The 13371-nt window shown below is 59.8% G+C and carries 13 protein-coding genes; 8 read left to right on the top strand and 5 right to left on the bottom strand.

Going from position 1 to position 13371, the window contains the following annotated elements; genetic code table 11:
• Positions 1 to 29: 29 nt before the first annotated feature.
• Entirely contained in the window at positions 30 to 587 is a 558-nt protein-coding gene (locus J4D28_RS10770; RefSeq protein WP_009050339.1) for an AAA family ATPase, read from the top strand.
• Here the strand turns inward: J4D28_RS10770 and J4D28_RS10765 are convergent.
• Positions 569 to 886: a helix-turn-helix transcriptional regulator gene (locus J4D28_RS10765; RefSeq protein WP_009050338.1), complete on the bottom strand. Its 318-nt coding sequence runs from the start codon at positions 884 to 886 to the stop codon at positions 569 to 571. The two genes, J4D28_RS10770 and J4D28_RS10765, sit on opposite strands and share 19 nt — an antisense overlap.
• Before the next feature lie 128 nt (positions 887 to 1014).
• On the bottom strand, positions 1015 to 1785 hold the full coding sequence (locus tag J4D28_RS10760) for a helix-turn-helix domain-containing protein (RefSeq protein WP_009050337.1): 771 nt from the start codon (positions 1783 to 1785) through the stop codon (positions 1015 to 1017).
• 113 nt (positions 1786 to 1898) lie between these two features.
• Here J4D28_RS10760 and J4D28_RS10755 point away from each other — a divergent pair, with 113 nt between their 5' ends.
• Positions 1899 to 2711, top strand: a complete 813-nt coding sequence (locus J4D28_RS10755; RefSeq protein WP_009050336.1) for a sulfite exporter TauE/SafE family protein — start codon at positions 1899 to 1901, stop codon at positions 2709 to 2711.
• A 3-nt stretch (positions 2712 to 2714) separates the two neighbouring features.
• Here J4D28_RS10755 and J4D28_RS10750 read toward each other — a convergent pair whose 3' ends face one another.
• Positions 2715 to 3698: a hypothetical protein gene (locus J4D28_RS10750; protein ID WP_009050335.1), complete on the bottom strand. Its 984-nt coding sequence runs from the start codon at positions 3696 to 3698 to the stop codon at positions 2715 to 2717.
• Positions 3699 to 3840: 142 nt separating this feature from the next.
• On the opposite strand from J4D28_RS10750, the gene J4D28_RS10745 reads away from it, so the two are divergent.
• Both J4D28_RS10745 and J4D28_RS10740 read left to right on the top strand, forming a co-directional pair.
• A complete protein-coding gene (locus J4D28_RS10745) occupies positions 3841 to 4452 on the top strand; it encodes a phage holin family protein (RefSeq protein ID WP_009050334.1) in 612 nt (203 codons plus the stop codon).
• 386 nt (positions 4453 to 4838) lie between these two features.
• Positions 4839 to 5552: a phosphatase PAP2 family protein gene (locus tag J4D28_RS10740; RefSeq protein WP_038576690.1), complete on the top strand. Its 714-nt coding sequence runs from the start codon at positions 4839 to 4841 to the stop codon at positions 5550 to 5552.
• Positions 5553 to 5695: 143 nt separating this feature from the next.
• Here the strand turns inward: J4D28_RS10740 and J4D28_RS10735 are convergent, their stop codons facing one another.
• Both J4D28_RS10735 and J4D28_RS10730 read right to left on the bottom strand, forming a co-directional pair.
• Positions 5696 to 6943, bottom strand: coding sequence for a ribonucleotide-diphosphate reductase subunit beta (locus tag J4D28_RS10735; protein ID WP_009050332.1), 1248 nt, complete (start codon positions 6941 to 6943; stop codon positions 5696 to 5698).
• Between the two features lie 872 nt (positions 6944 to 7815).
• Positions 7816 to 8079 carry a DUF2790 domain-containing protein gene (locus tag J4D28_RS10730; protein WP_038634332.1) on the bottom strand — a complete coding sequence of 88 codons (264 nt, stop codon included), beginning with the start codon at positions 8077 to 8079 and terminating at the stop codon, positions 7816 to 7818.
• 412 nt (positions 8080 to 8491) lie between these two features.
• On the opposite strand from J4D28_RS10730, the gene acs reads away from it, so the two are divergent.
• The 4 genes from acs to J4D28_RS10710 all read left to right on the top strand — a co-directional run bounded on the left by acs (position 8492) and on the right by J4D28_RS10710 (position 13371).
• Positions 8492 to 10447 (top strand): acetate--CoA ligase, encoded by a 1956-nt coding sequence (gene acs / locus J4D28_RS10725; RefSeq protein WP_009050330.1) that lies wholly within the window; start codon positions 8492 to 8494, stop codon positions 10445 to 10447.
• A 671-nt stretch (positions 10448 to 11118) separates the two neighbouring features.
• Positions 11119 to 11895, top strand: a complete 777-nt coding sequence (locus tag J4D28_RS10720; RefSeq protein WP_009050329.1) for an ABC transporter substrate-binding protein — start codon at positions 11119 to 11121, stop codon at positions 11893 to 11895.
• A 91-nt stretch (positions 11896 to 11986) separates the two neighbouring features.
• On the top strand, positions 11987 to 12676 hold the full coding sequence (locus J4D28_RS10715) for an ABC transporter permease (protein WP_007921541.1): 690 nt from the start codon (positions 11987 to 11989) through the stop codon (positions 12674 to 12676).
• Complete coding sequence (locus tag J4D28_RS10710) at positions 12673 to 13371, top strand: ABC transporter permease (protein WP_009050328.1); 699 nt, start codon at positions 12673 to 12675, stop codon at positions 13369 to 13371. Before J4D28_RS10715 ends, J4D28_RS10710 begins: the two co-directional genes overlap by 4 nt.

Raw genomic sequence — 13371 nt, 5'->3', positions numbered from 1 at the left:
CTCCCCCAATACCCTCGACGGACCTGGTGATGGCTTATCGGCTTCATCTGTTTGGCGCGTCCGGTTCCGGCACCACGACCTTGGGCCAGGCGCTGGCCCAGCGTTTGGCTATCGCGCACTTCGACTCCGATAACTTCTTCTGGCGCCCCAGCGAACAGCCTTTCAGCCTGCGTCGTCCCCGGGACGAGCGCATCCAGCTGTTACAGCAGCAGGTGGCCGGGTTGGACAGCTGGGTGCTGTCCGGCTCCCTGTGCGGCTGGGGCGACCCGCTGATTCCGGCCTTTACCCATGCCATTTTCCTCCGCCTGGACCCCGAGATCCGCCTGCAGCGTTTGCGGGTGCGCGAGTTTCAGCGTTATGGCGAGCAGATCCATGAGGGCGGTGCACGCCATCTCGCTACTCAGACCTTTCTTGCCTGGGCCGCCGGCTACGACACGGGGGGCCAAGGTACGCGCAGCCTGCGCCGACATGAGAGCTGGATGACCGGGCTGAGCTGCCCGGTCATCCGCCTCGATGCCACTCACCGTTCGGTGCAGGCATTACAGGAAGAGGTACTGAGCGCCCTGGATCACTCGATCATGGCGTAGTCGGGCCGTTCCATCGGATTGGGCGTGGCGCCCTTGATGTTCATGCCACGTCCCGGGGCGAAGCCGGGGAAGAACACCAGGCCTTCTGCTTCCAAGCGAAAAGCCAGTGCCAGCCGGGTCACGTCGAGCAAATCGCCGCCCGCCTCGAAGCGGCGAATGGCGGCGACCGAGACGCCGGACTCCCGTGACAGATGTTCCTGGTTCCAACCCAGCATGGCGCGGGCTTGAATGCAGTGTTCTGGGGTGAACTGGAAAAGGGCGATACGTTCCAGGGTGACTTTCATCGCGAGTGAGGCCATGGGTTTTCTCCGGAAGCGGGTGAAGATGAGTTGATAAAGTACTGTTTATTTGTACAGTTGTTTTGCGCCCGGATCAAACTCATTTTGCCGATCGCCCCAACGTCTTCGTGACAAGGCTTGTCCCGGCGCTATGCCCCGGTTTCCAGGTAGGCACTGGGTGGCTGCCCCGCTACCCGGCGGAACATGGTGGAAAAGGCGGCGGGGCTGTCATAGCCGAAATCGAGGGCGATTCGCGTCACCGCCTCGCCCGCGGCCAGTCGGGTCAAGGCCCTGACCACGCAGGCGCGCTGGCGCCACTGGACGAAACTCATGCCGGTCTGCTCGCGGAACAGGCGGTTGAAGGTGCGCAGGCTGATATGCAGCTGCTGCGCCCATTGCTCGGGGGACTGGTGGGCATTGGGCTGTTGCAGGAAGGCCTGGCACAGGGTGAGCAGGCGCGGCGTTTCGGGCAGGGGAATATGCAGGGGCAGGCGGGTGGTGCGGCTCAGTTCATGCAGCAGCAGGCTGATCAGCACACCGTCGCGTCCGTTCTCGTCATACACCAGCGGCAGATCCACCGCCTCCATCAGCAACTGGCGCATCAGCGGCGACACGCTGATCACCTGGCACTCATCACCCAAGGCCGGCATTGCCGCCGGTTCGATGTACAGGCTGCGGGTACTGACCCCGAGCATCAGCACCTCATGAGCCACCTGGGGTGGAATCCATACCGCGCGCTGTGGCGGCACCACCCAGCGGCCGTTCGTGGTGCTGACCTGCATCACCCCGGTGGCGCCATACAACAGCTGCGCACGACGATGGGTATGGTTCGGCAACAGGTGGCCGTGGGGGTAATCGGTACCGATCGCCACCACGGCGCGTGGGGTGTGATCCAGCCGGTCGATCGAAGTGTTACGCATGGCGTCAGGCGTCCGCGGTTTGGCGTAAATGCGAACAGTATTGGCTGACTTGCTAAAGCCGGCCAAGCCCTGGCGCTCTATCGTCGAGGTCTTCTGTCAACGGAGGATCTTCGATGTTTTATCTATGGCTGGGGCTGTTCGGCTGCATGACCGGGATCAGCGCGGTGCTGTTCGGTTTCGGCGGTGGTTTTGTGGTGGTGCCGCTGCTGTATCGCCTGCTGCTGGGCAGCCACGATGCTGACGATGCCATTGCCCAGTCGGCCATGCATATAGCGGTCGCCACCTCGACCTGCGTGATGATCGTCAATGCGTTGATGGCCACCGGCAAACACCGCCGCGCCGGCAACCTGATTCGGCATTACCTGTGGCCGCTGGGTGGTTATATCGGGCTGGGCGCGATAGCGGGAGCGGTCCTGGCGATGGCGGTCAGTGGTGAGGTGATGCGTTACGCCTTTATCGCCTACCTGGCGCTGACCATTGCCGATTGCCTGCTGCGTCGTGGCTTTCTCGAACAGGGCGACACCCGTGCGCCGCGCCGCCTGGGGCGACTGGAAAACACCGGCGGCCTGGGCATCGGGGCCATTGCTACCTTCCTGGGTGTCGGCGGCAGCGTGATGACTGTACCCCTGCTGCGTCGCTGTGGCCTGAGCATGACCCAGGCCACGTCCATGGCCAACCCGCTGAGCGTGCCGGTGGCCCTGGCCGGGACTCTCACCTATATGGCCCTGGCCGGCTTCAGCCGTTTCGATCTGGGGCCCTGGTTTATCGGCTATGTCGATCTGCTGGCCTTTGCCGTGTTGACCCTCGGTTCATTGCTGGGCATCCGCCTGGCCACGCCGTGGATCGGGCGCATTCCCGATCGGTTGCATGCGCGGGTGTATATCGGCCTGCTGGTGCTGGTGATGCTCGGCATGCTGGTCAGCTAAGGGCTAGCCCGTTGCCAACCCCGGTGCTTCACGAATGATGAAGTGGTCGAGGTTCTCGATGTTGGCGCTGAATACCCCGAACGTCTGTTCGGGATGCTTCTTGCTCGGCACCTGTTTCAACTCCGGGGTCACGCCATAAAAGAAGCAATACAGCTCTTGTTCGCTGTCGATGGCGTGCTTGATCTCTTCGAGGAAGGCTTTGCGCTTGCGGTAGTTCTCGATCAGTTTTTTGCTCAGGTAGACGTTGACCGAGTAGGGCTTCTTTTTCCCCTCGTCGGCCTGCTTGAACCAGACCTTCTGTTCGAAGTCGATGCGAAAGCTCTGGGTGTAGTCCTTGATCTCCTTGATCTTGCCCCAGTAGATCAACCCCTTGTTGTCCAGCAGGTATTCGATCTTCTTGAAGAACGAGGCATAGGACGCCGTGTGCTCGCCGATCTTCAGCGGCATGCGCTTGAGCAACTCCTTGTCGTCGATATTCGACACAAAACACTCCACCGGATGGGCGAAGACGCTGGTCTTGTCCGGCGTGCTGGCCAGGGTCGGATGAGGCGTGCGCGGGCTGGAGGAGGGGACGGGCGCTGCAGTGCCTGGCGTGTCGACATCCGCTGACGGGGTGGCGGGCTTGCGCGCATATTCGCGACGGGTCAGGAGCAATTCCGACGGGAAGTGCTCTTCCCGATCATCCTCGTCCTGCGCGCCTTCCGAGCCGGCTGCCAGGGTCCTGCTGGTGCCATACGGACAGTCTTCGATATGCCGGGTGCCGGGCAGGTTCTTGAAGTGCGGGGTGCGGATGTAATTGACGTTCTTGGCATTGAAGGTGCCCAACTGGTTGTCCGCGGCAAAGGCCGCGCGACAGGCGTCATTGGGGCACTGGAACTGTTCCTTGGCCGAGTCGAAGGCCATGGTCTCGTCGAAATTCAGATCGCGCACGTCATAGATCGACAGCTTGTCGTCGAGGCTGATGCAGTAGGCGGTGTCGAATTTCATGGGGCTCGGGTCCTTGAGTGAAGAAGGCTATTAATAGCGGGTGGTGAAGGGGAGTGCACTGATCTTTTCAAGCATGGGCGCCTATCTCGGCATAATCTTGTAGGTAGCGCGACCCACCCATAACCGGAAAGGGCTCAGGTTCATGTCTGACGGTAACCGCATCAATATCGGCTCCATTGGCGATGCCAACCACATCAACATTGCCCAGAATCAGGCGCCCGAGCGCACCAGCATTCAGTTCGTCATCGACCCCAGGAGCGTCGAGCGGGTGAGCCGGGACAGCGTCATCAAAGGCGCGGTGGCATTTTTCCTGTCGCTGCCGGCACTGGCGCTTTCGGTCATGTCGATCCTGGCCGACGCGCTGGGCATCCTTTCCTACTTCAATGTGGAGTCGCGGATCCTGGCCTACCTCATCATGGCCGTCGCCATGGGCGGGGTGATGCTGTGCAACGGCAAACGCAAGATGGCCACCGCCAGCATTCCACCCGACCAGGCCCGGTTCATCGATGGGCGTTGGGTCGAGCGTGATGAAAGCGGCGACTACCTGCTGTATCGCAATACCGCGCCCTGCAACTACGAAAACTGCCACGGCACCGTGCGTATCCAGATGCCACCGCCTCGCGAGCAGCATAACCACGACCTGATCGGCGTCTGCGATATCGGCGGCAAGCAACACACCTATCGCGTCGACTTCAATGGCGTCGGCGAACGGCAGCATTTCGATTGGCGCCCGCTTGAGCAGAACAAGCCGTGATCCGGTTCCAGCCGCTCCCTTTTTAGGGACGAGCGTGCTCGAGAAAAGATCCCGCGTCAGAGCCAGTCAAGCAGACAGCCTCCCTGAATCTTCTGTGTCATCGCGGGAGCATTTCATTGTTTTTGGCGGGGGTGGGTCTACGAAATTTCCTACAGTTTTAATTAACAAAACTCTCACTATCCAGAGATGAGTCCTACGCGCTAAAGCTTGCAAAAACAAAAGCTTAGCTTTCAGGTCGGGTCCTGGCAGCGACTGTCATACCCTTGGCAAGGAGGGACAAGTAAGCCCCAGGGAAATGGTCGATAAGAAGGCGCCGGCCTCATGAGTGAAGGTCCGGTGGGAACAAGCCAAACGGCTTTTCTCCTCACAATAACGAGGACCTTGATATGCCTGTTCTGACGCGTTCATTGCTGTTTTTTCTGGCCCTGTCCGGCGCGGGGATCGTCCTGGCGGAGCAGGCGGCCTTGCCTTATCTGCCGGCGAATCAGTTCCAGCTGGCCGACTACCTGCCGCCACCACCTGCCGTCGATTCGTCGCTGCAGCACAGTGATTTGAAAGCGGTGCTGGCGGCCCAGGCGGCGCGCAGCAGGGCGCAGGTGAGCCAGGTCCAGCAGGATGATGAATGGGAGGACAGCGTGTTCCACTTCGCCAGGGAGTCCCTCGGTGCCGGTTTCAGCATCGAGCGCCTGCCGCTGACCCGTGCCTTTTTCCGGCGAGCGCAGGAAGACCTGGTGCAGTTCCTGATGCCGGCCAAGCACAGCTATGGTCGGCCGCGCCCATACGAAGCCTCGGCACTGGTGAAGCCGGTATTGCCGCCACCCGAGGGTGATTCCTACCCCAGCGGTCACTCGATGAATGGATATCTCAATGCCACCTTGTTGAGCATGGCGCTGCCGGAGAAACGCAGCGAGCTGTTCAGCCGCGCACAGATCAATGCCGACAGCCGGGTTATCGCCGGTGTGCATTTCCCCAGCGACCTGGAGGGCGGAAAGATAAGCGCCGCGGTGTTGGCGGCCCGGCTGCTGGACGATCCCCGCGCGGCGGCGGATTTCGAGGCGGTGAAACAGGAGATTCGTGGAGTCCTGGCTTCTGCCGATTGAGCAGATATCGATCCGGGCCGGATGATTGGCCTGGAAGCGGGGGGAGTCGGACCCTCAATAAAAAAGCCCTGAGCAAGTCAGGGCTTTTTTATCTTTCGTTGTGCCGATTCAGATCGAGATCGGCACAGGGCAGGAGCTCGGAATCAATCCCAGCTCAGCGCGCCGCCAGTCTGATACTCGATCACCCGAGTCTCGAAGAAGTTCTTCTCTTTCTTCAAGTCCATGATTTCGCTCATCCATGGGAACGGGTTGGTGGTGCCTGGGTATTCTTCTTTCAGGCCGATCTGCGACAGGCGACGGTTGGCGATGAACTTGAGGTAGTCCTCCATCATCGCCGCGTTCATGCCCAGTACGCCGCGCGGCATGGTGTCGCGAGCGTATTCGATTTCCAGTTGGGTGCCCTGGAGGATCATCTGGGTGGCTTCTTCCTTCATCTCGGCATCCCACAGGTGCGGGTTTTCGATCTTGATCTGGTTGATCACGTCGATACCGAAGTTCAGGTGCATGGATTCGTCGCGCAGGATGTACTGGAACTGCTCGGCGACGCCGGTCATTTTGTTGCGGCGGCCCATGGACAGGATCTGGGTGAAGCCGCAGTAGAAGAAGATGCCTTCCAGAACGCAGTAGTAGGCGATCAGGTTGCGCAGCAGCTCTTTGTCGGTGTCGACGGTGCCGGTTTCGAACTTCGGATCGGAGATCGAACGGGTGTACTTCAGGCCCCAGGCCGCTTTCTTCGCGACCGATGGAATCTCGTGGTACATGTTGAAGATTTCGCCTTCATCCATGGCCAGCGATTCGATGCAGTACTGGTAGGCGTGGGTGTGGATCGCCTCTTCGAACGCCTGGCGCAGGATGTACTGGCGGCATTCCGGGTTGGTGATCAGGCGGTACACGGCCAGCACCAGGTTGTTGGCAACCAGGGAGTCGGCGGTGGAGAAGAAGCCCAGGTTGCGCATCACGATGCGGCGCTCGTCGTCGGTCAGGCCTTCCGGGTTTTTCCAGAGGGCGATGTCGGCGGTCATGTTGACTTCTTGCGGCATCCAGTGGTTTGCGCAACCGTCCAGGTACTTCTGCCAGGCCCAGTCATATTTGAATGGCACGAGCTGGTTGAGGTCGGCGCGGCAGTTGATCATGCGCTTTTCATCGACGGCGACACGGGCGGAAGCACCTTCCAACTCGGCCAGGCCTTCGGCGATGTCGAGCTGGTCCAGAGAGGCCTTGGCACGGGCAACGGCAGCAGAATCGTTGGCGGTTACGGCGCGGGCTTCGAGAGCGGCGGCACCACCGGCGCTGTCGAGTTTGTCCATGGCCGCTTCGGCAGCGTGGCCGGCGTTGGCGCCTTTAACGGCGACTTCGCCTTCTTCTTTGTCGAATTCGTCCCAGCTCAGCATGACGTGTCGTCTCCTGCGTGAGGGCCAGATGCCCGTGTGAAAACTGATGGTTGGCTTTTCACACGGCCGAACTGGCCGCGTTGGATCTTAAGGAATCGTTTGTTGCAGCAGCTAACGCAGGCAATAAACAAAAATATGTACGGGAGTTCCGAGGCGGTTATGGGCACAGAGGACCGGGTCGATTTCTGCGCTGGCTTCGGATTGGCTGTTTATCCCTGTAAGGGAATATTGCAGGCCCGTTTTAAGGCCGCATTATAGGGACTTTTTTGCCGCTGTGGTGCGACGAAGTGGCTCACGATTCGGCCGGCGAGGGGCGTTATCGCGGCGGAGCGAGGGTTTACAAGGCTTTGGCCGGCGAAGATTTTTTTTCACCCCGTTTGGCGTGTTTTTGCCGCCTCGAGTTGATCGCAGGCGTTGAAGATTTTGCGCGATGCTCTGCAAGCCCCGTAGGGCGTGACTTACAGGGAAGGGGGGGGCTTTGGTAGACAGGGTTGTGTTCAATTTCTGCTGAAAATTGTCGAGTGAGTTTTCTGCTCAAAAAATAAGCAAAAAAACTCTTTTGCCACTACATCTTGTGTTGGATGGTCAATTTTTGACCTTTGAAACACTACTGTCCAGGCTTGCCATCCGAGGTCGCTTCTGACGCTCGAGAAAGCAATTGCGGACCTCCATCAAGCCCCTCGGAGCGATACAAAAACGCTCCCCGCAAGCTGGCTCGACAGATGAGAAAAGGGAGTGCGAAGGCCGTGGTCGCACTGCGTTGGGCGATGGCTTGCAACACGTCTGGTTTCAGTTGTGCATCTGGCCATCTTTGCCGCAAGAAAGAGCTCTTGCGGCCGGCACTTATTGGAACTTGAAGAGCAACTTGAATATCAGCCGTTAGAGCAGCCGTTACCCATGACACGGTATTGCAGAATATGCCGCAGGCCTTTCGAGTCTTCATATTCCATACGCGCGGGTACAACTTCGCATACATCTGGAACTTCGCTCATGGAGATAACTTTGGCGATGTCCAGGTCGGACGAGTAAGAGTATTCCTCTACGGGCGGTTGCTGGCTGGCGACATCAGTCGGGATCTCGTCGGCCATTGCTGTAGCGCAAAGACTGCTGAGGGCCAGAACTAATAAAGCTTTCATTTTGATTTCACCTTTCTAAGGTCGTGTGGGGTCACGCAGCCTTTGTAGGGCTGCGTGTGGAACTTGAGTGGAAGTCTGGATTAACTGCCTTCGTGGGGGCTGTAACTTGGTTAATCACATTGCCTTGTTGGCGAGGTTGATTTTAGGCGCCTGAGTAGGCGCTATACAGGCGTGCTTTTGATAAACACTATTGACGGTTTTTGTAACAATCCCGGAAAAAACGACCCCCAGTGGCCTGGCAGCGGTCTGCTACTTGCCGCAGAAGCTGCTGCAAGTACCGTAATAGAAGGGCTAAAGCACTTTTCAGGGGGAGTGGCCGGGGGTTGTTACTACCATCGTCGAATGGTTCTATAGGCCCGCCCCGGCTACAACGGGGTCATACAACAACAACTATGTCACCGAGGTAAGAAAGATGAGTGCGGCTTCTCTGTATCCCGTTCGTCCCGAGGTTGCGGCCAACACGCTGACTGACGAGGCGACCTACAAGGCCATGTACCAGCAGTCGGTCGTCAACCCGGACGGCTTCTGGCGCGAACAAGCCAAGCGCCTCGACTGGATCAAGCCTTTCACCACGGTGAAGCAGACCTCCTTCGACGATCACCATGTCGATATCAAGTGGTTTGCCGACGGCACCCTCAACGTCTCCTACAACTGCCTGGATCGCCACCTGGCCGAGCGCGGCGATCAGATCGCGATCATCTGGGAGGGCGACGATCCTTCCGAAAGCCGCAACATCACCTACCGCGAACTGCACGAACAAGTCTGCAAGTTCGCCAACGCCCTGCGTGGCCAGGACGTGCACCGCGGCGACGTGGTGACTATCTATATGCCGATGATCCCCGAGGCCGTGGTCGCCATGCTGGCCTGTACCCGGATCGGTGCGATTCACTCGGTGGTGTTCGGCGGCTTCTCGCCGGAAGCACTGGCCGGCCGCATCATCGACTGCAAGTCCAAGGTGGTGATCACCGCTGACGAAGGCATCCGTGCGGGCAAGAAGATTCCGCTCAAGGCCAATGTCGACGACGCGCTGACCAACCCGGAAACCAGCAGCATCCAGAAGGTCATCGTGTGCAAGCGCACCAATGGCCAGATCAAGTGGAACCAGCATCGCGACATCTGGTACGAAGACTTGATGAAGGTGGCCGGTACCGTCTGCGCACCAAAAGAAATGGGCGCCGAGGAAGCGCTGTTCATCCTTTATACCTCCGGTTCCACCGGTAAGCCCAAAGGCGTGCAGCACACCACTGGCGGCTACCTGCTGTATGCGGCCCTGACCCACGAGCGCGTGTTCGATTACCGTCCGGGGGAAATCTACTGGTGCACCGCCGACGTCGGCTGGGTCACCGGCCATACCTATATCGTCTATGGCCCGCTGGCCAATGGCGCGACCACCGTGCTGTTCGAGGGCGTGCCGAACTATCCGGACGTGACCCGCGTGGCGAAGATCGTCGACAAGCACAAGGTCAATATCCTCTACACCGCGCCGACCGCGATCCGCGCCATGATGGCCTCGGGTAGCGCCGCCTGCGAAGGTGCCGATGGCAGCAGCCTGCGCCTGCTGGGTTCGGTGGGTGAGCCGATCAACCCGGAAGCCTGGGACTGGTACTACAAGAACGTCGGTCAATCCCGTTGCCCGATCGTCGATACCTGGTGGCAGACCGAGACCGGCGCGACCCTGATGAGCCCGCTGCCGGGCGCCCATGCCCTCAAGCCGGGTTCGGCGGCTCGTCCGTTCTTTGGTGTGGTGCCGGCGCTGGTGGACAACCTGGGCAACATCATCGAGGGCGCCGCCGAAGGCAACCTGGTGATCCTCGATTCGTGGCCAGGCCAGGCGCGCACCCTGTATGGCGACCACGATCGTTTCGTCGATACCTACTTCAAGACCTTCCGTGGCATGTACTTCACCGGTGACGGGGCCCGTCGCGATGAAGACGGCTACTGGTGGATCACCGGGCGGGTGGATGACGTGCTCAACGTCTCCGGCCACCGCATGGGGACTGCCGAAATCGAAAGCGCCATGGTCGCACACCCGAAAGTCGCCGAAGCGGCGGTGGTCGGTGTGCCCCACGACATCAAGGGGCAGGGCATCTATGTCTACGTCACCCTCAACGGCGGCGAAGAGCCGAGCGAAGCACTGCGCCTGGAACTGAAGAACTGGGTGCGCAAGGAGATCGGTCCGATTGCCTCGCCGGATGTCATCCAGTGGGCGCCGGGGCTGCCGAAGACCCGTTCCGGGAAGATCATGCGCCGTATCCTGCGCAAGATCGCCACCGCGGAATATGACAGCCTGGGGGATATCTCCACGCTGGCCGACCCGGGCGTGGTGCAGCATCTGGTCGATACCCACAAGACCATGAACGTCGCCTAAGGCGAATCGGTCTCAGTGAAAGCCCCGCCCGGCCTTGTGCCGGGCGGGGCTTTTTTGTGAGCGCTACTGCCGCCTCCTGTAGCCGCTGCCGAAGGCTGCGATCGGCTCCGCAGGAGACGCGCTCTTGAAGGCCCTCCGGGCCTTATCGCAGCCTGCGGCAGCGGCTACGGGTAGCGGCTTTTCGATCGAATAAATATCGGTATGTCCATCAGGCGTATCTGAATGTTACCGGCAGCAGGGAATGTGTAACCCGCTGCCCGGATTCGGGGCAATGAGAAACGCCAGGCCCCGTTTCAGGGCCTTTTCGGGGCCTGCAAAAAATAAGTCATAACGCTGCGCTTGCCGGAATAGAAGGCTTTGCGAATAATAGGCCCGCAATTTGCAACGTAGATAGGTTTATCGTCTTTTGCTCTTGCATAAACTTGAAGAGCTGTCAATGTGCTCGACCTGGTTTCTCAGTGCTTCTGTAATTTGTTGTCGCATTGAGGAAATATCGGCTTCGGGCCTGTCGTTAGAATGCCGATCACTCGCTCGTCGTAGCCTGCCGGAAACCCGCATGGGGTTCATGGCCAGGTCCTCAAGGACGCAGCACCGCTATCAGGTTCCACCCATTCGCATATTGGGCTGTCGCTCACTCTGCCGTTTTCGCCCTTTACCGATGGAGTCCTAAGATGAAGAAACTCGTGCTTCTTGGCGCCCTGGCACTGTCCTCCGTACTTTCCCTGCCGACATTCGCCGATGAAAAGCCTCTGAAAATTGGTATAGAAGCGGCTTACCCTCCATTCGCCTCCAAGGCTCCGGACGGCAGCATCGTTGGTTTCGACTACGACATCGGCAACGCCTTGTGCGAAGAAATGAAGGTCAAGTGCGTGTGGGTCGAGCAGGAGTTCGACGGCCTGATCCCTGCACTCAAGGTGCGCAAGATCGATGCGATCCTGTCGTCAATGTCGATCACCGACGACCGCAAGAAGTCCGTGGACTTCACCGGCAAGTACTACAACACCCCTGCGCGCCTGGTCATGAAGGCCGGTACCCAGGTCAGCGACGGCCTGGCCGAGCTCAAGGGCAAGAACATTGGTGTGCAGCGCGGTTCGATCCACGAGCGTTTCGCCCGTGAAGTGCTGGCTCCGCTGGGTGCCGAGATCAAGCCATACGGCTCGCAGAACGAGATCTACCTGGACGTCGCGGCCGGTCGCCTCGATGGCACCGTGGCGGACGCTACCCTGTTGAACGACGGCTTCCTGAAAACCGACGCCGGCAAAGGCTTCGCGTTCGTCGGCCCGGCGTTCACCGACACCAAATACTTCGGCGACGGCGTGGGTATCGCTGTACGCAAGGGCGATGCGCTGAAAGACAAGATCACCGGTGCGATCGCTGCCATTCGCGAGAACGGCAAGTACAAGCAAATCCAGGACAAGTACTTCGATTTCGACATTTACGGCCAGTAAATCGTCGAGTCAGCAAGTCCGAGATGGCGCAAGCAGCAGAATCTCTGAAGTTTGCGCCATTTTTTCATCCCAATTTTCGAGGACCTGAATCATGTTGAAAGGCTACGGGGCTGTCATCCTCGATGGCGCTTGGCTGACGCTTCAGCTTGCCTTGTCGTCCATGGCCCTGGCCATCGTTCTGGGTCTGATCGGGGTCGCGCTGCGCCTCTCGCCGGTGCGCTGGCTGGCGTGGCTGGGCGATCTGTATTCCACGGTGATCCGCGGGATTCCCGACCTGGTGCTGATCCTGCTGATCTTCTACGGCGGCCAGGACCTGCTCAACCGTGTCGCGCCCATGCTGGGTTACGACGACTACATCGACCTGAACCCGCTGGCCGCCGGTATCGGCACCCTGGGCTTCATCTTCGGTGCCTACCTGTCGGAAACCTTCCGCGGTGCCTTCATGGCGATCCCCAAGGGGCAGGCGGAAGCGGGCATGGCCTACGGCATGAACAGCTTCCAGGTGTTCTTCCGGGTGCTGGTGCCGCAGATGATCCGTCTGGCGATTCCAGGCTTCACCAACAACTGGCTGGTGCTGACCAAGGCCACCGCGCTGATTTCGGTGGTGGGCCTGCAAGACATGATGTTCAAGGCCAAGCAGGCGGCTGACGCCACCCGCGAGCCTTTCACCTTCTTCCTCGCGGTGGCGGCGATGTACCTGGTGATCACCAGTGTCTCGTTGCTGGCATTGCGTCACCTTGAGAAGCGCTACTCGGTAGGCGTAAGGGCGGCTGATCTATGATCTTCGACTACAACGTCATCTATGAGGCCTTGCCGCTGTATTTCAGTGGCTTGCTGACCACCCTGAAACTCTTGGCCCTGTCGCTGTTCTTCGGTCTGCTGGTGGCGCTGCCCCTGGGGCTGATGCGGGTGTCCAAGCAGCCGATCGTCAACCTCAGCGCCTGGCTCTACACCTATGTGATCCGCGGCACGCCGATGCTGGTGCAGCTGTTCCTGATCTACTACGGCCTGGCGCAGTTCGATGTGGTGCGCAAAAGCTTCCTCTGGCCGTGGCTGTCCAGCGCGACCTTCTGTGCGTGCCTGGCGTTCGCCATCAACACCAGCGCCTATACCGCGGAAATCATCGCCGGCAGCCTCAAGGCCACGCCGAACGGTGAGATCGAGGCGGCCAAGGCCATGGGCATGTCGCGCTACAAGATGTATGCCCGCATCCTGCTGCCCTCGGCCCTGCGCCGGGCGCTGCCGCAGTACAGCAACGAAGTGATCATGATGTTGCAGACCACCAGTCTGGCCTCCATCGTGACCCTGATCGACATCACCGGTGCGGCCCGTACGGTCAACGCGCAGTACTACCTGCCGTTCGAGGCCTACATCACCGCCGGCGTGTTCTACCTGTGCCTGACCTTTATCCTGGTGCGCCTGTTCAAGCTGGCCGAAGGCCGCTGGCTGCGCTACCTGGCGCCGCGGAAGCACTGA

Origin of the sequence: Pseudomonas sp. GW531-T4 (assembly GCF_017349615.1) — a bacterium.
Classification (GTDB): Bacteria; Pseudomonadota; Gammaproteobacteria; order Pseudomonadales; family Pseudomonadaceae; genus Aquipseudomonas; species Aquipseudomonas chlororaphis_I.
Note: the sequence above shows the minus strand (reverse complement) of the source record. Positions and strands in the feature narration are given on the sequence as shown.

Excerpts from the sequence above, each read along its gene's own strand:
- J4D28_RS10770 (WP_009050339.1), top strand. The coding sequence starts at position 30 with ATGGCTTATCGGCTTCATCTGTTTGGCGCGTCCGGTTCCGGCACCACG.
- J4D28_RS10765 (WP_009050338.1), bottom strand. The coding sequence starts at position 886 with ATGGCCTCACTCGCGATGAAAGTCACCCTGGAACGTATCGCCCTTTTC.
- J4D28_RS10760 (WP_009050337.1), bottom strand. The coding sequence starts at position 1,785 with ATGCGTAACACTTCGATCGACCGGCTGGATCACACCCCACGCGCCGTG.
- J4D28_RS10755 (WP_009050336.1), top strand. The coding sequence starts at position 1,899 with ATGTTTTATCTATGGCTGGGGCTGTTCGGCTGCATGACCGGGATCAGC.
- J4D28_RS10750 (WP_009050335.1), bottom strand. The coding sequence starts at position 3,698 with ATGAAATTCGACACCGCCTACTGCATCAGCCTCGACGACAAGCTGTCG.
- J4D28_RS10745 (WP_009050334.1), top strand. The coding sequence starts at position 3,841 with ATGTCTGACGGTAACCGCATCAATATCGGCTCCATTGGCGATGCCAAC.
- J4D28_RS10740 (WP_038576690.1), top strand. The coding sequence starts at position 4,839 with ATGCCTGTTCTGACGCGTTCATTGCTGTTTTTTCTGGCCCTGTCCGGC.
- J4D28_RS10735 (WP_009050332.1), bottom strand. The coding sequence starts at position 6,943 with ATGCTGAGCTGGGACGAATTCGACAAAGAAGAAGGCGAAGTCGCCGTT.
- J4D28_RS10730 (WP_038634332.1), bottom strand. The coding sequence starts at position 8,079 with ATGAAAGCTTTATTAGTTCTGGCCCTCAGCAGTCTTTGCGCTACAGCA.
- acs (WP_009050330.1), top strand. The coding sequence starts at position 8,492 with ATGAGTGCGGCTTCTCTGTATCCCGTTCGTCCCGAGGTTGCGGCCAAC.
- J4D28_RS10720 (WP_009050329.1), top strand. The coding sequence starts at position 11,119 with ATGAAGAAACTCGTGCTTCTTGGCGCCCTGGCACTGTCCTCCGTACTT.
- J4D28_RS10715 (WP_007921541.1), top strand. The coding sequence starts at position 11,987 with ATGTTGAAAGGCTACGGGGCTGTCATCCTCGATGGCGCTTGGCTGACG.
- J4D28_RS10710 (WP_009050328.1), top strand. The coding sequence starts at position 12,673 with ATGATCTTCGACTACAACGTCATCTATGAGGCCTTGCCGCTGTATTTC.